The sequence below is a fragment of the Pseudomonas sp. TE3644 genome (assembly GCF_056278815.1).
Genome location: NZ_JBWBQF010000001.1, coordinates 3,161,793 through 3,181,216, shown reverse-complemented (window position 1 = coordinate 3,181,216; position 19,424 = coordinate 3,161,793). Strand labels below are relative to the sequence as shown.

Sequence of the window (19,424 nt, the reverse complement as noted above, 5' to 3'; positions counted from 1 at the left end):
CTCAATTTATGTTGAAGCGCGAAGTCGTCACCGACTACATCCTGGAATGCCTGCGCGGCCTGGCCGCCGACAAGCAACGGCCGGTAGGCCCGCATAGCAACCTGATCGAAGACCTGGGCCTGGAGTCCATCAAGATCATGGACCTGCTGATGATGCTGGAAGACCAATTCGACCTGTCGATCCCGATCAATATCCTGATCGATGTAAGCACGCCCACCGACCTTACTGATGCACTGATGACCTACCTGGAGAAGCATGATGGGCTTGTATGACGGCTTCTCCCGGCTGGCCGAGGAGCGCCTGGCGTTCCAGGATGGCGGCCTCAACCCCTTCGGTACCTGCATCGATGGCATCCACTCCGCCACCCAGGGGCGAATCGGCAACCACCGCGTGATCCTGGCCGGGACCAACAATTACCTGGGGCTGACGTTTGATGCCCAGGCGATTGCTGCGGCGCAGGCGGCGCTGGTGGAGCAGGGCACCGGTACCACGGGGTCGCGCATGGCCAACGGCAGCTACGGTGCACACCTGGCGCTGGAGCAGGAATTGGCAGCGTTCTTCGACCGGCCCTCGGCCATCGTGTTTTCCACGGGCTATGTCGCCAACCTGGGTGCCATCAGTGCCTTGGCGACCCCCAAGGCGGTGGTGCTGCTCGATGCCGACTGCCACGCCAGCATCTACGATGCCTGCGCGCTGGGCGGCGCGCAGATCATTCGCTTTCGCCACAACGATGCGGCCGACCTGGAACGGCGCATGCAGCGCCTGGGCGAGCGCGCCAAGGATGCCTTGATCATCGTCGAAGGCATCTACAGCATGCTCGGGGATGTGGCGCCGCTGCAGGACATCGTCGCGATCAAGCGGCGCCTGGGCGGGTACTTGCTGCTCGACGAGGCGCACTCCTTTGGCGTGCTGGGCGAGACCGGCCGCGGGCTGGCCCAGGCCTTGGGAGTGGAGCAGGATGTAGATATCATTCTGGGCACCTTCAGCAAGAGCCTGGCGGCCATCGGCGGCTTCGCGGTGGGCAATGACCGTGGCATGGACGTACTGCGCTACGCCAGTCGTCCGTACATCTTCACCGCCTCGCCGTCGCCTTCGGCCATCGCCTCGGTACGTTCGGCATTGCAGACCATTGCCCAATCCCCCGAACTGCGCGACAAACTGTGGCAAAACGCCCATCGTCTGTATGACGGCCTGGCTGCGCTGGGCTACCGCGTAGGCCCCCACGCCAGCCCAGTGGTACCCGTCATGATCGGTACGCGCGAACAAGGCGTGCGTTTTTGGCGAGCGCTGATCGAGCAAGGCGTATACGTCAATCTGGTGCTGCCGCCTGCGGCCCCTTCGGGCATTACCCTGGTGCGTTGCAGCGTCAGTGCAGCTCATTCGGATGAGGAAATCGATGCCATCGTCGCCGCCTTCGCGGCCCTGATGGACAGCGACATCCTGGAGCCGGCGCCATGAGAATCATCCTTGCATTTGGCAAGTCCTACCCGCTGCGCACGATACTGATGCTGCTCAGTCTGGTGGTGGCAGGCGTGGTGGAGGGTGTGAGCCTGACCACCATGCTGCCGCTGGTGTCGGTGATGCTGGGTGACAGCGGGCACACCAGCATGGTGGCCAGCCACGTCGCTGCCGTGCTGCACAGCGTGGGGCTAGAACCCACCATCACGGTATTGCTGATCATTATCGTGGCCGGCATGTCCTTGACCAGCCTGTTGATACTGCTTGCCAACCGCCAGGTCGGCTATACCGTGGCGCACGTTGCCACCGACTTGCGTGTCGACCTGATCAACGCCACCCTCGGCAGCCGCTGGGAACATTACCTGCGCCAGCCGGGAGGTGCGTTAGCCAATGCCGTGGCCACCGAGGCCTTCCGTGCATCGACGGCCTACGAGCACGCCGCCAACATGGTGGCACTGACGATCCAGGCCATCGCCTACGGCATCATCGCCTTTGTCGTGTCCTGGCAGGCCGCGCTGGTGTGTATCGCCCTGGGCCTGGGTATTCTGCTAGCCCTGCGCGGCCTGGTGAAAACCTCGCGCAAGGCGGGCAAGAGCCAGACCGGGCTGATGCGCGAACTGCTGATCAACCTCAGCGACACCTTGGGTTCGGTCAAGCCGCTCAAGGCCATGGCCCGGGAGGATATCGCCGATTCGCTGCTGCGCAGCCAGGCGGCGGAGCTCAATTCGGCCATGGAGAAGGAAGTCACCAGCCGCGAGACACTGCGAGCCCTGCAGGAACCGCTGCTGGCGTTGCTGGCCGCAGGCGGTCTGTACGCCGGGCTGGTGGTGTGGAAGCTGCCGATGTCGTCGGTGATGGTGCTTATTTTCATGGTGGTGCGTGTGCTGGGCCTGATGCACAAGGCGCAGCAGCGTTACCACCGCATGGTCGGCCAGGAAAGCGCGTTCTGGGCCCTGCGCGAAGCGGTGGAAGAAGCCCAGGCACAGCGCGAGCCGCCGGGCGGCGACCATCAGCCCACGCTGACTCGCGAAATTGCGTTCGACCAGGTGTCGTTCACCTACGGCGGCCGGCGCATCCTGGAGGACGCCAGCGTGAGTTTCCAGGTGGGCAGCATGACTACGTTGATCGGGCCATCGGGTACGGGCAAGACCACGGTGCTGGACTTGTTGTGCGCCTTGTTGGTTGCCCAGCGTGGCCGCATCAGCGTGGACGGCCAGGCATTGGCCGATCTGCAGCGTCATGGCTGGCGCCGGATGATTGGCTACGTGACCCAGGAAACATTGCTGTTGCATGACAGCGTTCTGGCCAACGTGACGCTGGGTGAACCGTCCCTGACCGAAGCCGATGCCGAGCATGCCTTGCGCCAGGCCGGCGCGTGGGAGTTTGTCCAGGCACTGGAGCACGGTGTGCACACGCGGGTGGGCGAGCGGGGTGGTCAGTTGTCCGGAGGGCAACGTCAACGCATCATCATTGCCCGGGCGTTGGCCCACCGTCCCAGCCTGCTGATTCTGGATGAAGCCACCAGCGCCCTGGACGCGGAATCGGAAGCTGATATATGTGCAACTCTCAAGGCCCTGACGCCCGACATTACCATCATCGCCGTCTCGCATCGGCCTCGCCTGATCGAGGTAGCCGACAAAGTGGTGGAACTGGTAGACGGGCAGTTCACCACCGTGAGGGCGCAGCAGACCGATGCGGCGCATCCGGTTTTGAACCAAGGCATGGGAGGGCGCTGAAGTGACGCTAGCCAATGAAAACGCGCTTGCGCCGGTCATTGCCTTCGTGGGCTGTGACGGCGCGGGCAAGACTACGGTGTCCGACGCCATTATGGCGTGGATGCGCGAATCCGGAACGACTGAAAGTTGCCACTTGGGCATTCAATCCAAGGCCCTGGGCGAGAAGCTGGTGAAACTGCCGCTGGTGGGGGGCACACTCAAGCGGCTTATTGCTCGCAATACTCCAGAAACGCCGACAGTGGGCGAAACCATCCAGCGGCCGCCCAAGGCACCGAGCACGTTGGCGGCGATTGCCATTTTCCTGCTGTCCGTGCGGCGCTGGCGGCGTTACCAGAAGATGATGGCACTGCGGCGCCAGGGGGTGGCGGTGATCGCCGACCGCTTCCCGCAAATTGCCGTGTCGAAGATGAAAATCGATGGGCCAGGCCTCAGTGACGTCCCCCATCGCAACGCATTGGTGCGTTTGTTGGCCCGTTGCGAGCGGCTGTTGTACTGCTACATGGTCAGCTATCGCCCCGACGTGGTGATTCGTCTCAACGTGGATCTGGAAACGGCGTACAAGCGCAAGCCCGACCATCGCTATGCGTCCCTGGCGACCAAGATTGCTCTGGTACCGCAGCTTGAATACCAAGGTAGTCCGATTATCGACCTGGACAGTACCCAGCCTTTGGAGGAGGTGATTGCCCGGGCCAAGCAGGCTATCGATGCGCACTTGTCTTCGCGGCGTGGCGCGTGATGGCTGACGGGTGCGCCGTCAGGCGTCTGGCACCGTTGGTGGCAATCATCGGCCCCGACGGGGCCGGGAAGACCAGCACGGCCCAGTACCTGTGCTCAGTGATCCCCAACAGCCAATATGCCTATCTGGGTTTGGGGTCCGGAGCGCTTGGGCTCAGGATTCGGGGGTGGCCAGTGCTGGGGCCCGTCCTGGAGCGTTATCTGGGCGCCAAGGCCAAGCGCGCCCGTACACCCGGCGAGCGTATCCCTGGCCCCTTCACGGCTGCCGTCATCTATGGGTTCGCCAGGCTGCGCATGCGTCGTTTCCTGGCCATGCTGGCGCTGCGCGAGAGTGGGTCTCTGGTGATCTGTGACCGCTATCCCCAGGCACAGATCGCCGGGCTCAATGACGGGCCCGGGCTATCAGCCGCCCGCGCCAGCGGTTGGCTGACCCCTTGGCTGGCCAGGTGCGAACGTGAGCTTTACACCGAGATGGCGCAGATCCCGCCTACCCTGGTGATCCGCTTGAACGTGGATGCGCGCACCGCCTGGCTGCGCAAGCCCGACCATGATCTGGCGCTGATCGAGCGCAAGGTGGCGGCCACCGCCGCATTGACCTTTGCAGGCGCGCGAGTGGTGGAGGTGGATGCGCGCCTGCCCCAGGCGACGGTGCACGCCATCTGCCGGCAACTCATTGAGCGGCTAATCGACCAATCCCCAAGCCTTCCCTTTACTTTAGAATCGCAGGTTGCCCGCGTTGACTAAGCCATTGCCCCGCGAGGGCGCACACGACATTCCCGCTACCGGCACCCCCCGTGTCCGGATTCGCTCCAATGCCTGCTCTCTTGCCCGTATGTACTTGTTTTTCTGGTACTTTTCCGGTCCATTGCAACTCTTTATCTTTCATTCCGGAGTCGCCGGCCTGTCGGGCTTCTGGCAAGCGTCACTGGCAAGCCTGCTGTGGCTGATTCCGCCATTGCTGTTTCCGCGCTGGACGCGCAGCATCACCGGGTTCACCGGGTTGGTGCTCTGGGCATGCTCGCTGACGGCACTGGCGTACTTCCTGATCTACGGTCAGGAGTTCTCGCAGAGCGCAATCTTCATCATGTTCGATTCGAACATGAGCGAGTCCAGCGAGTACATTTCCCAGTATTTTTCCTGGTCAAAGCTTGGGGCGCTGATCGCTTACACCGTCATCGCGCTGGGATTGTGGCTACGGGTGCGTCCCGTCAGGATTTCGGGCGCTGCCAAAGGTGCATTGTGTCTGCTCATCGCCTTCGTCTCGGTCGGCTATTCGGCCATTCACGAGTTCCGCAAGCGTGGCGACCTCGACATGCGCATCGGCAAGTTCGAGCAGAACCTGCAATCGGCAGCACCTTGGCAGATGGTGATCGGGTACGCTCAATATCGCCAGCAGTTGGCCGACATGGCCAGCATGTTCCAGAATTGGAAAGCCATCGCGCCGCTGCAGCACCTGGTGGATGCCCATGCCGGCCAGCCAGCGACGTTGGTGTTGGTCATCGGCGAATCAACGGACCGCCAGCGCATGAGCCTGTACGGTTACCCTCGCCAGACCACGCCGCAACTGGACGCCTTGCGCCCCGAACTCGACGTGTTTGACCAGGTGGTGGCACCGCGACCCTACACCATCGAGGTGCTTCAGCAGGTGCTGACCTTTGCCGATCAGAAGCACCCCGATCTGTACCTCAGCACCCCGTCCTTGATCAGCGTAATGAAGCAGGCTGGCTACAAGACCTTCTGGATCACCAACCAGCAGACCATGACCCAGCGCAACACCATGTTGACTACCTTCTCCAAACAGGCGGATGAGCAGGTCTACCTGAACAACAACAGGGACCAGAACTCCACCAGCCAGTACGACGAAGATGTGCTGGAGCCGTTTAGCCAAGTGCTCAAGGACAGCGCACCGCGCAAACTCATCGTCGTGCACCTGTTGGGTACTCACATGGATTACCGTTATCGGTTCCCCAAGAACTTCGCGCGCTTCCAGGACAGTGCCGAGGTACCTCGTTATGTCACCGACAAGGCGCTGCGCAAGTACAACGACTACGACAATGCCGTGTACTACAACGATCACGTGGTCAGCTCGTTGATCAATCGCTTCAAGCGCTCCAACCCCCACGGCTTCCTGGCTTACCTGTCCGATCACGGGGAGTCGGTGTACGACCCGGTGGCGCCGCGCATGCTGGGCCGTAATGAGGAGGCGCCGACCCGGCCGATGTACACCGTGCCGTTCCTTGTATGGCGTTCGCCCAGTTGGAAAGAGGACACCCCGCTGGATCTGCACGACGCGTTGCATCGGGAGTGGACCACCTCGCGCTTCATCCATACCTGGTCGGACCTGGCGGGGCTGCGTTATGACACGTTCGAGCCGTGGAAAAGCATCGTCAACCCGGCCTATCGCCGTGGCCAGCTGTTGATTGGTGACCCCCATCAGCCAGCCAAACTGCGCGACTTCAACACCTTGGGCAGCGCGCCGTGAACACTCGGCTATGGCGCAACTGTGCCCGCCAGGTTACCCATGTGCTGCTCCAGCCGGGTGCGCAGCCAGCGCTCGGCCGGGTCGTTGTCGGTCAAACTCAACCAGACCATCGACAGCTCAAGGGGTGGAACGTCGAAGGGGCAGGGCTCATCGCGCAAATTGCCCCAGCCCAGCAGCGCCTTCGCCGCGTAATCCGGGCAGCTCGCCAGCAGGTCGGTACCGTTGAGGGCCGCCGGCAGCGAGCTGAACTGCGGAATGGACAGCACCACTTTGCGGTCGCGGCCAATCCGGGCCAGGCACTCATCCACGATGCCGTGAATGTTCGCCGTGTAGGACACCTGGACGTGCGGGCGGGCGCAGAATTGCTCCAGGGTCAGCGGGCCAATGGCGTTGTCGGCCCGCAGGATGCGCGGCTCGATACGCCGCAGCAATTTGCGCTTGGCGTTGGCTGGCAGTTCGCGGGTTTCGCTGATGCCAACGGTAATATCGCCAGAGGCGAGCAGATCCGGAATGCGCCAATAGTCCGCATGCTGGATGATCACGATCACGTTGGGTGCCTCTTCGCGCAGTGCCGCCAAAAAGGGTGGCAGCAAGGCGAATTCAACGTCATCGGAAAGGCCGATCTTGAAGGTCAGGCGGCTTTCCCGTGGGTTGAACTGGTGCGCCAGGCTTAGCGCCGTGGCCATTGCATCCAGGGCAGGGGATAGGTGGCGGATGATTTCCTCGGCGCGTCGCGTGGGTTCCATACGGTGGCCCACGCGTACAAACAATGGGTCATTGAACAGCGTTCGCAACCGCCCCAGCGCGGTGCTGACGGTGGGCTGGCCCAGGTGCAGCTTTTCTGCGACTCGCGTCACGTTTTGTTCTTGCATGAGCGCTTCGAAAATGACCATCAAATTGATGTCGGATTTTCTGAGTTCATTTCGATTCATGGGGGCTTTTCAAGTGCCGTGCACGGCTGTGCAGGGTTGAGCGAAGGAGGACCAAGTGGGCAGGCAAAACCACTCAAGTATTGAGTCATGGCGGATCGAATAAAGTTGCGGAAGTTAGCATGCCGATTGCCAAGGTGCCACGGTGGTTTTGGGAATGCCTAGTTGCGCCAGGCGCAACAATCGTGCACGCACTTTAGTGGGGTACTGAGAAACATTGTTTTCCGCAATACGTAATAAAATCCTGCGGCAACGTCTCGTAGAATGCGGGCGCTAGCAAGAAATATCGGAAGCTGAAAGTGCCAGGTTGTCGCACTTAGGGTTAAAGTGTTCTGCCGGTTTACTTTGCTGTCGTCATGTCGAGGATATAATTATTATGAAGCGTTTTTTCGTGCCCTTGCTCGTTGCCGGGGGCGCAAGTGTACTTTCGTCGGGAGCCAGTGCGTCGTCAATGTTTGATCTCTTGGTCGGTACTTATACGGATACAGGCAGCAAAGGCATTTATCGCTATGCCTTCGACAGTGCCACAGGCCAGATTGACGCAAGCCCCCAACAAGTGGCCATCAGCGAAAACCCATCCTGGCTCACTATCAGCGCAGGGCAAAAATACCTGTATGCCGTGAATGAAAATGGCCCTGGTGGCCCAGACGTGGTGGGCAAGGTCAGTTCGTTCCGAATCGACCCTTTTACTCACGAACTGTTGCCGATCAACCAGGTGCCAACCGACGGCGAGGAGCCGACGTTCTCCAGCCTGGCCAAGGGCGAGCATCACTTGTTTATCGCCAACTACGCCGTGCAACCGGTACCCGGCGGCAGCCTGGCGGTGGTCAGTGTTGGCAGTGATGGGGTCCTGAGCCCGGTGGTAGAGCAACAGGCTCATGCGGCGTCCAAGGTAAACCCCCAGCGTCAGGCCAGCAGCCATGTGCACTCCGTGGTTTCCAGCCCGGATGGCAACTTCGTGTATGTCCAGGACCTGGGCGCTGACAAGGTGTTCATTTACAACTACGACGCCAGCAACGTGACCCATCCGCTGACGCCTGCATCACCGGCCTCGGTCGCACTGCCGCCAGGCAGTGGACCGCGCCATTTGTTGTTCGCCGCCGATGGCCGCCATGCTTACCTGACTCTGGAAATGAGCGGGGCGGTGGTGGTGTTCGATGTCAAGGCCGGCAACCTGGTGCGCAAGCAATTGATCGAACTGGCCAAGGGCGGTGACGCCGCACACAAGGCCGGTGCTGCACTGCATTTTTCCGCCGATGGAAAATTCCTTTATGTGACCAACCGTGGCCAGGCGAGTGAGTTGCTGGTGTTTAGCGTGGACGCAACCAGCGGTACCTTGCAGGAGGTTCAGCGTCGCTCGGTGGAAGGCGTTGAACCGCGGGAGTTCACCTTCGACCCTGACGGTAACTTCGTGGTGGTGGCCAACCAGAAAAGTAATCAGTTGGTGGTCATGGCGCGTGACCCGCAGAGCGGAAAAATCGGCGCCACCGTGCAGAAGCTCAACATCGCTTCGCCATCGGACGTGAAGTTCTTGCGTTAAGCCTTGAAGCAGATGCCCATCGCCAGGATGGGCATCAGATGATCATCGAAAAAGGACGTAGCCATGCCTTATTTTTTACCGGCCCCGCAACGGCGGCGTAATACTCTCATCACGGTGCTCACCTTGTGTGCGGCGTCCAGTTGGGCTGTCGCCGCACAGGCTGCGGATGCCTTCGCGGTCGACTCGCCCTGGATGACCGGCGACTGGGGTGGCTTGCGCACACAATGGCTGAATCAGGGCATCGACATCCAGATGGGGTATACCGGCGAGTCAGCCTCCAATGTGCACGGGGGCTACCAGAAGCATGACAAGGTGACCCGTTACGCCGATCAGTTCAACCTGGGCGCCACCATCGATCTGCAGAAGCTGATGGGCTGGAGCGATGCGGCGTTCGCCATCTCGTTGACCAACCGCAATGGCGATAACATCAACGACAAGATCAGTGACCCGCGGGCTACCGGCATGAGCTCGACCCAGCAGATCCAGGGGCGCGGCAGCGTGACCCGGCTCAGTGAACTGTGGTTCAGCAAAGGCTGGTTCGATGACCGGATCAACCTTAAGGCGGGGCGTTTCTCGGTCAGCGATGATTTTGCCGTGGAGGACTGCCAATTCCAGAGCCTGGCCTTTTGCGGGTCGCAGCCGGGCAACTATGTGGACAGCATCTACAACTCTCCCATCGGCCAATGGGCTGCCCGGGTACGTGTGCGGCTGAACCAGGATATTTACGCTCAGATCGGCGCCTTCAATATCAACCCCTCCGACCTGGATAACGACAACGGTTTCAAACTCAATGGCTCGGGTACCACCGGCACATTGGTACCGGTGGAGTTGGTGTGGACGCCCCAGGTCAACCGTTTGCCTGGCGAGTATCGTCTGGGCTACTACCACAGTTCGGCCAACGGCACCGACGTCTACAAGGACGAAGCCAACCAGGTGGCTGTGCTGAGCGGCAATGACTACCGCAGCGACAGCAGTCGGCATGGATTTTGGTTGATCGGCAAGCAACAACTGACGTCCGTGGGGGGCGATACCTCCCGTGGGCTTACGCTGTCGGCCAGCGCCACCTTCCAGGATAAGGCCACTACACCGGTCGATAGCTATCAGAAAGTGGCCCTGGTGTACAAAGGCCCGTTCAACGCCCGGCCCTTGGACACTCTGGGGTTCGGTATTGCGCGCATCCATGCCAGCTCGCGGTTCTTGCGCAATGCCAGGACTGCCAACGACCAGAGTGGCTTGAGCTACGACGATGCCGGCTACGTACCTGAGCAGCACACTGAATATGCCACGGAGCTCAACTATGGGATTCAGGCCACCCGGTGGCTGAATATCATGCCCAACCTGCAGTTCATCAAGAACCCCGATGGCGTGCGGCAGGTGGACAATGCCCTGGTCGTCGGCTTGCAGGTCCAGTCCCAATTCTAAGCACCGCCTGCGCTTCCATGGCGTCAAGGTGGTTTCAATGGCGGCGCCTGAAAGGCGCCGGTACCTTTGTAACAGGAGTAACTTTGCATGCACTCACGCAGCAAGAAGGCGATCGACCAACTGACCAAGGCCTGCCTGCTGGCCAGCGCCATGCTGGCCCCCTGGGTTGCCCAGGCCGCCGAGCAGGACCCGTGGGAGGGCGTCAACCGCGGGATTTTCCGCTTCAACGATACCGTCGATACCTACGCCTTCAAACCATTCGTGAAAGGCTATCAATTCGTCACCCCACAGTTTGTTCAAGACGGTATCCACCATTTTTTCCAGAACCTGGGTGATGTCGGCAACCTGGCCAACGACCTGCTGCAAGCCAAGCCGAGTGCGGCAGGGGTAGACACCGCGCGATTGCTGCTCAACACAACACTGGGGGTGGGCGGCCTGTTCGACGTCGGCACGCGCATGGGGCTGCAACGCAACGACGAGGACTTCGGTTTGACGCTTGGCAAGTGGGGCGTGCCCAGCGGTCCATTCGTCATGCTGCCACTGCTGGGGCCTAGCACTGTGCGCGACGGCGTTGCCAGAGTTCCGGACGCCTACACCCAGCCGTACCCGTACATGGACGACATGTCGCTGCGCAACAGCCTGTTCGCCGCCAATATGGTCGATACCCGTGCGCAGTTATTGCCGGCAGAGAAGCTGATCAACGGCGACAAGTACATCTTCGTGCGCAACGCCTATCTGCAGAACCGCGAATTCAAGGTGAAGGAGGGCAAGGTGCAGGATGATTTCTGAGTTCAGCAGACGGCCGCCGCGTTGGGCGCAGCATCACCCAGGGGGGATGAAACCAGCGCTCGCAGGCAGTCGATCAAGGTCTTGACGCGCACGTCCAGGTAGCGGCGGCTGGCATAGATGGCGTAGACCGACAAGCTCTGCAGGCGGTACTTGGGCAGTACACGGACCAGTGTGCCGCGATCAATCGCTGGTTGCGCGGCAAATATGGGCAGCATGCCGATGCCCATGCCAGCTTCCAGCGCACTGATCATCGTATCGCTGGCGTCGACTTCGAAGCCTCCCGTATTGGGTGTGATCCGCTCTACGCCGTCGGTGCTCTCGAAGCACCATTGTCGCAATTCCGTCGTCGGGCCAGTGAGCTGCAGGCATTGATGCTCCAGCACTTGGGTAGGTACCCGGGGTTCGCCATGGGTATCAATGTAGCCGGGTGAGGCACACAGGACATTGAAGGTTTCCCCCAGGCGTTGGCACACGTTGCCTGAATCGGGCAGATGATCGGCTAGCACGATGGCCACATCAACGCCTTCCTCCACGAAGTGCGGTATCCGGTTGCCCATGGTCAGCTCGAAGCTGACCTGCGGGTGTAGCTGGCGCAGATGGGCAATCGCCGGTATCAGGAAATGCCCACCCACACCGACCATGGAGTGGACACGCAGACTGCCTGCCAGCGGTGCGTTTACGCCTTTGGCTTCGCGCTCGGCCTCGCTCATCTGGGCGATAATGTGCTCGCAGCGTTGCAGATACCGCTTGCCGGTCTCGGTGACCACCAACTGTCGTGTGGTGCGGTGCAGCAACCGGGCATTCAGGCGGGCCTCGAGCTGCGCAATGTTGCGCGACACCGTCCCCACGCCAACGCGAAGGGTGCGGGCGGCGCCGCTGAAAGTGCCGCATTCAACCACTGCCACAAAGGTGCGCATGTTTTGCAATGTATTCATGAAACGCTCAATCGTCTTGACTGCGGCAAAGTGTCTCATACACATCTAGTAACATTTGCCGTGATTCAGGTAATGAAGTGTTCGTGAACACGCAACAACGCGCGTGGGTTCACCTGTTGTAAGCTTGGTATCGCAGGGCTGCCTATTGCCCGAATCTGTTTCTTCGTCTTTTCAAGGAAGCCCTCTAATGCGTACAACCCCTTTGGTTATCGTCGCCTCGTTGGCGTGCCTTGTCGGCTGCACGACTCCATTGACCGAGGCAGGGGCGAAAGTGGAACTGATTACCCCTGCCCAAGCGCAGAACTGTGAAATGTTGAAGCTGTTTCAGGTCCAGGGCGCGTCCCCCGATGATGTGCTGCACCAGGCACAGAATCAGGTGGTCGAACTGGGAGGGGACAGTGTGGGCATCTCGGATGGGCAGCAGACCGGTCATGGTGACGTCGTCACGGCCGTGGCCCTTCGGTGCCATACCCCGCGCTCATGACCGGGGATGACGTCGGCTGCCGTGGCCCCGAGGGTGTCGAGGCCATGGGGCGCGTTGCGCGCCGGTGATTACAGCGGGTGGCTGTAGAACAGCGAGTAGGATTCAATCCCGTCGTTAGGCTGCTGAATACTGGCGTTGGAGTAATGGATCACTCGCACGCCCACCTTTTCCCCATCGGCAAACTTCAGGCCGGCGCCCAGGCGGTCCTCGAAGTTGAACGCCGAACCAAACTGTTGATCACCGGCACTGGCGCCCGTAAACATCGAAACGCCTACGCCTGCTTCAATGAAAGGCTTGGTGGGGCCGTTGCCGAATTCATACACGAACACTGGCGAGAACGACAGCGAATGCCGGCCACCGGCGTGATCACCGGCTTGCCAGTAGGTATAACCCAGGTCCCAGTAACCGGTCAGCAGGCCGGTCGAGCTCTGCAGCCATGTCTTGTCCCAATTGAATCCCAGCGCCGCGCGGGCGGTGACGCCGCCTTGACCCGTAGTACCCAATGCCCCGGACAAGTCGGCCCCTTGTGCGCCGCTCATTGCAGCGACGCTCAACAACAGGGAAGAAAGAATTTTCCGCATGATAATTCTCTGCGCTGATTGAGGAAGTAGAGCGCGCAATCATAGCAAATGGCTATTTAACTTTGTGCGCTCGTCCAACGCAAAAAAGTGTTGTGTCTGGCAAATTAATTGAACTGCAGCCGTAGTGTTTTTACACTTTAATTGAAACGCATCGAATGTGCTTGGTGATTCAGTCTAGGCTGTTGCCTGAACTATGATTTCCACTTTTTTGTTTATGGAAATAATGGGAGGCAGTGTGCAAAGTTTGATCGGAAAGCGAACCGTGGTTACCGGCGCCTCTGACGGAGTGGGGTTTGCGATGTGTATCGCCCTGGCCCAGAGTGGCGCTGAAGTAACCATCCACGATCGCCGCGATACGGCAGTCGCCGCAGCGGTGGAGTGGTTGAGGCTGGCAGTGCCGGGCGTGGTGACCCATGGGATAGCCACCCAGGCGGTGTCCACGCAACTTGAAGGGGTTGACCTCTGGGTGGTAGATGCGCTCGATGGGCAGGCTGCACACCTCGGTGAGTGGCTGACAAGCCACTGCCCAGGCGTGGTGTTGCTGCTGGAACTGGACCACGCGCAATCTTACGTCGACAGCGCAGGCCCAGCCGCCATGTCGTTGCAGGTGCAGCCGGTGATGCGGCCTGCTACAAGCCCCGCAGGAGCAGGGCTGGTCTATCGAATTACGGTGGCCAACCCCATGGTGGCGGGCGCTGCCGACATCATGCGGGCGGAGGTGCTGCGCACCGGCGAATCGCTGTCCCAAGTCAGCGATCAACTGTCGCGAGACCATCGACCCGTTGCCGTTCAGCAAGCCGCCCGGCTGGTACAGGCACTGACCGGCGAGGTAATTCGATTGAGTTCAGGCGCCGCCAGTCCGCGACCCTGAGGCTCACTGGAAATAGGCAGTGCTCGCACAGTCTCTGTGGGAGCGGGTTCTACCCGCGAAGAAGGCAACGCGGACTTCCGGCTTACCGTGGCGTACGTTCGTGGGCAGAGCCCGCTCCCACGTGACAGTCGTTGCCTGCGCGGATCAGCCGCCCGAGGCCAGAGCTGCGGCGGTTTTTTCGGCAAATGCGCCATCATCCGAGGATACGCCGCCGGCCACGCCCACGGCGCCAATCAGTTGGCCGTCGATGCGCACCGGCACGCCGCCCTCCATGGGCAGGCTGGCTGGCAAGTCGAGGAAACCGGGGTGGCCCTGTACGGCGTTCTGTTCGAGCACCTTGGTACTTACGCCGTAGCCAGCAGCCCCACGCGCCTTGAGGATCGACGCTTCAACCATGCTGCTGGGTACGCCATCGGCACGTTCCAGGTAGATCAAATGACCGCCGTCATCGACCACGCTGATCACGAAGGGCGCTTTGTTGGCCTGCGGCAACCTGGCAGTGGCGGCCACTGCAGCTTTTGCCGCCGCCAGACTGATCACGGGTTTGGTGGGTGCAGGCGAAGCGTGGGCGAAAGCGCTGCCCAAGGACAGGGTAGCGAGGGTGAGGCACAGGAGGGATGGTTTCATGAGTATCTCAGGCAAGCGGTCAACAAGATCACCCAGGGGGTGGACAGGTTCCAGCTTGATAGAACGAGTGCGTGAGATAAATGCAGGCCACCGACATTGACCGTTTCGGCGCGCGAGACAATCGCACGCCGAAAAGGCCGTCTGGCCTAAGGGGTGGTGGCCGTGGCGTCCCAGCCCCCACCCAGCGCGCGGATCAACCGCACGGTGGCCATGGACTGCTCGCCATACAACGCGGCCAGGTTGCGTTCGGCTTGCAGGGTGCTGCGGTCGGCGTCCAGTACGCTGAGGTAGTCGCGGGCGCCCTCATGATATTGCGCCTGGGTGATACGGCTCGCGCCCCGTGAGGCCGTGACGGCCACGGTTTGCACCTGCGCCTGCTGTTGCAGCAGCCGCACGCTGGCCAGGTTGTCCTCCACTTCGCGCATCGCATCCAGCACGGTCTGGCGATAGTGGGCCACTTGTTCCTGATAGGCCGCCCGGGCGTGCTTCAAGTCGGCCTTGCGCTTGCCACCGTCAAACAGCGGCATGTTCACCATGGTCCCGGTCAATGGGCCGAGCAGCCACGCCTTGCTGCCCCCTTCGAACAACTTGCCCAAGGTATTGCCCTCGTAGCCGGCGCTGCCCGTCAGCGTCAAGGAGGGAAAATACGCTGCCTTCGCCACGCCGATGCGAGCATTGGCCGCCGCCATCGCGCGCTCGGCGGCAGCAATGTCGGGACGCCGTTCGAGCAGGGCCGAGGGCATGCCCACCGGTACCCGCAAGGTCAGCGGTTCGATCGGTTGGGCTGCAAAGGTGAACGACGCAGGCGCCTGGCCCAGCAACACGGCCAGACTGTGCTCGCTGGTCGCCCGCTCACGGATCAGCGCCAGCGATTGGGCCTGGGTGTTGGCCAGTTCCGTCTGCGCACGCATCATGTCCAGGTCACTGTCCTGCCCACTTTCGGCACGGTTGCGGGCAAAGGCGAGGGCGTCCTGGCGCAGCGTGAGCGTATCGTTGTAGACCTTGATCTGGGCGTCCAGGCTTCTGATCTGGTAGTAATTGACGGCCACATCTGCTTGCAGGGCCAGCAGCACCGACTGATACAGGGCGGCTTGCTGCTGGGCTTCGGCGCCCGAGGCCTTGATGGCATCGCTGACGCGGCCGAACAGGTCAGCCTCGTAGGCGACGTTCATTTGCGCACGCCAGTAGGTTGTCGCCGGTTGCGGTGCGTTGGTCGAGGATTGCGAATCAAGTTCGCGCGATGGGCCGAAGCCTGCACCTACGCTCGGCAGCCGCCTGGCCTCAACGCCTTGATAATAGGCGCGTGATTCCTGAACGCGGGCCATCGCCTGCTTCAAGCCCTGGTTGGCGGCCAGCGCCTGGGTTTCCAGGTCGTCAAGCGTGGCGTCGGCAAAGGCTTTCCACCACTGGCCGCGTGGAAGCTGGTCCACCGGTTGCGCGGTTTTCCAGCCGGGCAGGGCCGCCAGGCTCTGCTCCTTGAACTGCGCCGGGGTGGTGTCGGCGGGCACGCTGTAATCGGGTGCCAGCGAGTGGCAAGCCGACAGCGAGACCAGCGCCGAAGTGGCCAGCGACACGCTGGCCCAGTGTTTGATTGCAGAAAGGTTCATGGGAAATCAGGCCTCGATATCAGCGACACGCATGTGCTCGGCGCGTAGCGGTTTGCTGCCGGACAACTTGCGCAGCAGCACGTAGAACAAAGGAGTCAGCATCAAGGCGAACACGGTCACCCCCAGCATGCCGAAGAACACACTCACCCCGATGGCGTGGCGCATTTCCGAGCCCGCCCCGTGCGCGATCACCATGGGCACCACGCCCATGATGAAGGCCATGGAGGTCATCAGGATGGGGCGCAGCCGCAGACGGCTGGCCTCGATGGCGGCATCGGTGATACTGCGGCCCTGCATTTCCAGTTCGCGGGCGAACTCGACGATCAGGATGGCGTTTTTCGCCGACAGTCCCACCAGCACCACCAGCCCGATCTGGGTGAAGATGTTGTTGTCGCCATGGGTCAACCAGACGCCCAGCAACGCCGAAAGCAGGCTCATGGGTACGATCATGATCACCGCCAGGGGTAGCGACAGGCTTTCGTACTGGGCAGCGAGTACCAGGAACACCAGCAGCACGCAGATCGGGAACACCATCATCGCGGCGTTGCCGGCCAGTTGTTGTTGGTACGCCAGGTCCGTCCACTCGAATTTGATGCCCGGTGGCAGGGTTTCCTTGGCGATCCGCTCGATGGCTGCCTGCGCCTGGTTGTTGGAGTAACCCGGGGCCGGGCCGCCGTTAAGGTCGGCGGCGGTGAAGCCGTTGTAGCGCACCACCATTTCCGGGCCGTAGGTAGGCTTGACGTGCAACAAGGCGTCCAGGGGCACCATTTCGCCGGTACGGCTACGCGCCTTCAACTGGCCGATGTCCTGGGCGAAAGCGCGGTAGTGTGCGTCAGCCTGTACCCGCACCTGATAGACGCGGCCGAAGCGGTTGATGTCGTTGACGTACAACGAGCCCAGGTAGATCTGCAACGTGTCGAACACTTCGTTGACCGGTACGCCCAATTGCTGCGCCTTGACCCGATCCACTTCCACATCCAGTTGCGGAATGTTGATGTCGTAGCTGCTGAACAGCGGCGTCAGTTCCGGCGCTTTGGCTGCCGCCGCGATGAACGCCTCGGTGGCGTCATGCAGGGCCTGGTAGCCCAGGGCGCCGCGGTCCTCCAACTGCAGTTTGAAGCCGCCAAGGGTGCCCAGCCCCAATACCGGCGGGGGCGAGAACACGGTGATTTTGGCGTCCTTGATTGCGGTAAACTTCTTGTTCAACGAGGTAGCGATGGTGTCGGCGCTCAAGTCGGCGCCGTGGCCGTAACGCTCGTCGAAAGCGGTCAGTGGCAGGAACATCACCACCGAACTGGACGAGGAGGTGAAGCCGTTGATCGACAGGCCTGCGTGGGACACGGTGAAGCCGACACCCGGCTCCTTGAGGGCCATGCGCCCCATTTCCTGGGACACTTCATCGGAGCGCGCCAAGGTCGCGCCACTGGGCAACTGAGCGACCGCGATCAGGTATTGCTTGTCCTGCGCAGGCACAAAGCCGCCTGGTACGGTATCGCCCATGAACACTGCTAGGCCCAGCAACAGCGCATAGCAGATCATCATCGCGCCCTTGTGCTTGAGGGTGCGCCCCACGCCATTGCCGTAGGCCGTCGAACCACGGTTGAACAGGCGGTTGAAGGCAGCGAAGAAACGGCCAAATACCAGATCCATCCCGCGCGTCAGACGGTCCTTGGGCGCGTGCGGGCTGCGCAGCAGCAGCGCGGACAGGGCAGGGGACAGGGTCAGGGAGTTGAAGGCGGAGATGATGGTCGAAATCGCGATGGTCATCGCGAACTGCTGGTAGAACTGACCGGTCAGCCCGGACATGAACGCCAATGGTACAAACACCGCGACCAGCGTCAGGCAGATAGCGATGATCGGGCCGCTGACCTCGTCCATGGCCTTGTAGGTGGCTTCCCTGGGGCTCAAGCCGTGTTCAAGGTTACGCTCGACGTTCTCGACCACAACGATGGCATCGTCAACGACAATGCCGATGGCCAGCACCATGCCGAACAGCGATAACGCGTTGATCGAGAAGCCGAAGGCGAGCATCAGCGAGAAGGTGCCGACAATGGCCACCGGCACCGCCAGCAGAGGGATCAACGAGGCGCGCCAGTTCTGCAGGAACAGGATCACCACCAGCACCACCAGGGCGATGGCTTCGAGCAGGGTGTGGACGACCGCCTCAATGCTGGCCACCACGAACCGGGTCGGGTCGTAGTTGAAACCGTAGCTCACGCCTTTGGGCATGTCCTTGCCGATGTCCGCCATCTCGCGGCGCACGTCATCGGCAATCTGCAAGGCATTGGCGCCTGGCTGCTGAAACACCCAGATGGTCATCGAGGTCTTGGTGTTCAGGTGCGTGCTTTGTGTGTAATCCGCCGCGCCAAGGGCCACGCGAGCCACGTCACGCAGGTAGGTTACACCGCCGTCGGGGTTGGTCTTGACCACGATGGCCTCGAACTCTTCGGGGGTCTGCAGGCGGCCCTTGACGTTGATGTCCAGCTGCATCTTGACGTCGGGGGCGCTGGGCGTGGCACCGACCATGCCGGCCGATACCTGGGCGTTCTGTGCCTGAATGGCGCTGACCACGTCGGTGGCCGACAGTTGCCGTTCGGCCAGTTTGCGCGGGTCGAGCCAAACGCGCATGGAGTAATCGCCACCGCCCTTGAGCTGTACATCGCCCACGCCCTGGATACGTGCCAGGCGATCGCGAATGTGGATCAGCCCGTAGTTGTGCAGGTAGTCCACGTCGTATTGGTCATTGGGCGAGTACAGGGTCACGGCCAGGGTCATGGTGCTGTTGGCCTTGATCGTGGTCACGCCCAGCTTCTGCACGGCCTCGGGCAAGCGCGGCAGGGCCTGGGATACACGGTTTTGCACCAGTTGCTGGGCCAGGTTGGGGTCCATGCCCAACTGGAACGTGACCGTGGTGGTCATCTGCCCGTCGCTGTTGGCCTGGGACTGCATGTAGAGCATCTTTTCCACCCCATTGATCTTTTCTTCAATGGGGGCGGCGACGGTCTCGGCAATGACCTTGGGGTTGGCGCCAGGGAACTCGGCGTGTACCAGCACTTGTGGCGGTACCACTTCCGGGTACTCGGCAATGGGCAGCTTGAACGCTGCGATCACACCCATCAACAGGATCACGACCGATAGCACGGCTGCGAAAATGGGGCGATCGATGAAAAAACGGGAGAACTTCATCGCAAGGTTTTCTTCGGTAATAGGGGGAGCGGCGACGCGCAG

17 protein-coding genes are annotated in these 19,424 nt (G+C 61.4%); 11 read left to right on the top strand and 6 right to left on the bottom strand.

Features of this window, described 5'->3' with window-relative positions; all coding sequences use genetic code 11:
• Positions 1 to 8 precede the first annotated feature (8 nt).
• From ACZ9GA_RS14065 to cptA, 6 genes are all read left to right on the top strand, one after another.
• Positions 9 to 272 carry an acyl carrier protein gene (locus tag ACZ9GA_RS14065; RefSeq protein WP_457362099.1) on the top strand — a complete coding sequence of 88 codons (264 nt, stop codon included), beginning with the start codon at positions 9 to 11 and terminating at the stop codon, positions 270 to 272.
• Positions 256 to 1,458 (top strand): serine palmitoyltransferase, encoded by a 1,203-nt coding sequence (gene spt / locus ACZ9GA_RS14060; protein WP_457362100.1) that lies wholly within the window; start codon positions 256 to 258, stop codon positions 1,456 to 1,458. Before ACZ9GA_RS14065 ends, spt begins: the two co-directional genes overlap by 17 nt.
• A complete protein-coding gene (locus ACZ9GA_RS14055; RefSeq protein ID WP_457362101.1) occupies positions 1,455 to 3,194 on the top strand; it encodes an ABC transporter ATP-binding protein in 1,740 nt (579 codons plus the stop codon). Before spt ends, ACZ9GA_RS14055 begins: the two co-directional genes overlap by 4 nt.
• Before the next feature lies 1 nt (position 3,195).
• Positions 3,196 to 3,930: a nucleoside/nucleotide kinase family protein gene (locus tag ACZ9GA_RS14050; protein WP_457362102.1), complete on the top strand. Its 735-nt coding sequence runs from the start codon at positions 3,196 to 3,198 to the stop codon at positions 3,928 to 3,930.
• A 173-nt stretch (positions 3,931 to 4,103) separates the two neighbouring features.
• Positions 4,104 to 4,673, top strand: coding sequence for a nucleoside/nucleotide kinase family protein (locus tag ACZ9GA_RS14045; protein WP_457362103.1), 570 nt, complete (start codon positions 4,104 to 4,106; stop codon positions 4,671 to 4,673).
• Between the two features lie 28 nt (positions 4,674 to 4,701).
• Positions 4,702 to 6,411, top strand: coding sequence for a phosphoethanolamine transferase CptA (cptA, locus tag ACZ9GA_RS14040; protein ID WP_457363726.1), 1,710 nt, complete (start codon positions 4,702 to 4,704; stop codon positions 6,409 to 6,411).
• An 8-nt stretch (positions 6,412 to 6,419) separates the two neighbouring features.
• Here cptA and ACZ9GA_RS14035 read toward each other — a convergent pair whose 3' ends face one another.
• On the bottom strand, positions 6,420 to 7,343 hold the full coding sequence (locus ACZ9GA_RS14035) for a LysR family transcriptional regulator (RefSeq protein ID WP_457362104.1): 924 nt from the start codon (positions 7,341 to 7,343) through the stop codon (positions 6,420 to 6,422).
• A 370-nt stretch (positions 7,344 to 7,713) separates the two neighbouring features.
• Between ACZ9GA_RS14035 and ACZ9GA_RS14030 the strand changes: the two genes are divergently transcribed.
• The 3 genes from ACZ9GA_RS14030 (at position 7,714) to ACZ9GA_RS14020 (ending at position 11,091) form a co-directional block, all read left to right on the top strand.
• Positions 7,714 to 8,880, top strand: coding sequence for a lactonase family protein (locus ACZ9GA_RS14030; protein ID WP_457363727.1), 1,167 nt, complete (start codon positions 7,714 to 7,716; stop codon positions 8,878 to 8,880).
• A gap of 63 nt (positions 8,881 to 8,943) precedes the next feature.
• Positions 8,944 to 10,302: a carbohydrate porin gene (locus ACZ9GA_RS14025; protein ID WP_457362105.1), complete on the top strand. Its 1,359-nt coding sequence runs from the start codon at positions 8,944 to 8,946 to the stop codon at positions 10,300 to 10,302.
• 87 nt (positions 10,303 to 10,389) lie between these two features.
• A complete protein-coding gene (locus tag ACZ9GA_RS14020; protein ID WP_457362106.1) occupies positions 10,390 to 11,091 on the top strand; it encodes an MlaA family lipoprotein in 702 nt (233 codons plus the stop codon).
• Positions 11,092 to 11,093: 2 nt separating this feature from the next.
• On the opposite strand, the gene ACZ9GA_RS14015 is transcribed toward ACZ9GA_RS14020, so the two are convergent.
• A complete protein-coding gene (locus ACZ9GA_RS14015) occupies positions 11,094 to 12,026 on the bottom strand; it encodes a LysR family transcriptional regulator (RefSeq protein WP_457362107.1) in 933 nt (310 codons plus the stop codon).
• Between the two features lie 187 nt (positions 12,027 to 12,213).
• Between ACZ9GA_RS14015 and ACZ9GA_RS14010 the strand changes: the two genes are divergently transcribed.
• Positions 12,214 to 12,510: a hypothetical protein gene (locus ACZ9GA_RS14010; RefSeq protein WP_457362108.1), complete on the top strand. Its 297-nt coding sequence runs from the start codon at positions 12,214 to 12,216 to the stop codon at positions 12,508 to 12,510.
• Positions 12,511 to 12,578: 68 nt separating this feature from the next.
• Here ACZ9GA_RS14010 and ACZ9GA_RS14005 read toward each other — a convergent pair whose 3' ends face one another.
• On the bottom strand, positions 12,579 to 13,091 hold the full coding sequence (locus ACZ9GA_RS14005) for an acyloxyacyl hydrolase (RefSeq protein ID WP_457362109.1): 513 nt from the start codon (positions 13,089 to 13,091) through the stop codon (positions 12,579 to 12,581).
• Positions 13,092 to 13,284: 193 nt separating this feature from the next.
• Here ACZ9GA_RS14005 and ACZ9GA_RS14000 point away from each other — a divergent pair, with 193 nt between their 5' ends.
• Complete coding sequence (locus ACZ9GA_RS14000; protein ID WP_457362110.1) at positions 13,285 to 13,962, top strand: SDR family NAD(P)-dependent oxidoreductase; 678 nt, start codon at positions 13,285 to 13,287, stop codon at positions 13,960 to 13,962.
• A gap of 144 nt (positions 13,963 to 14,106) precedes the next feature.
• On the opposite strand, the gene ACZ9GA_RS13995 is transcribed toward ACZ9GA_RS14000, so the two are convergent.
• The 3 genes from ACZ9GA_RS13995 to ACZ9GA_RS13985 all read right to left on the bottom strand — a co-directional run bounded on the left by ACZ9GA_RS13995 (position 14,107) and on the right by ACZ9GA_RS13985 (position 19,382).
• Positions 14,107 to 14,589, bottom strand: a complete 483-nt coding sequence (locus tag ACZ9GA_RS13995) for a GlcG/HbpS family heme-binding protein (RefSeq protein ID WP_457362111.1) — start codon at positions 14,587 to 14,589, stop codon at positions 14,107 to 14,109.
• A gap of 146 nt (positions 14,590 to 14,735) precedes the next feature.
• Positions 14,736 to 16,196, bottom strand: a complete 1,461-nt coding sequence (locus ACZ9GA_RS13990) for an efflux transporter outer membrane subunit (RefSeq protein WP_457362112.1) — start codon at positions 16,194 to 16,196, stop codon at positions 14,736 to 14,738.
• Positions 16,197 to 16,202: 6 nt separating this feature from the next.
• The gene (locus tag ACZ9GA_RS13985; RefSeq protein ID WP_457362113.1) at positions 16,203 to 19,382 is read right to left on the bottom strand and encodes an efflux RND transporter permease subunit; all 3,180 of its coding nucleotides are present in this window, start codon (positions 19,380 to 19,382) and stop codon (positions 16,203 to 16,205) included.
• Positions 19,383 to 19,424: the final 42 nt, after the last annotated feature.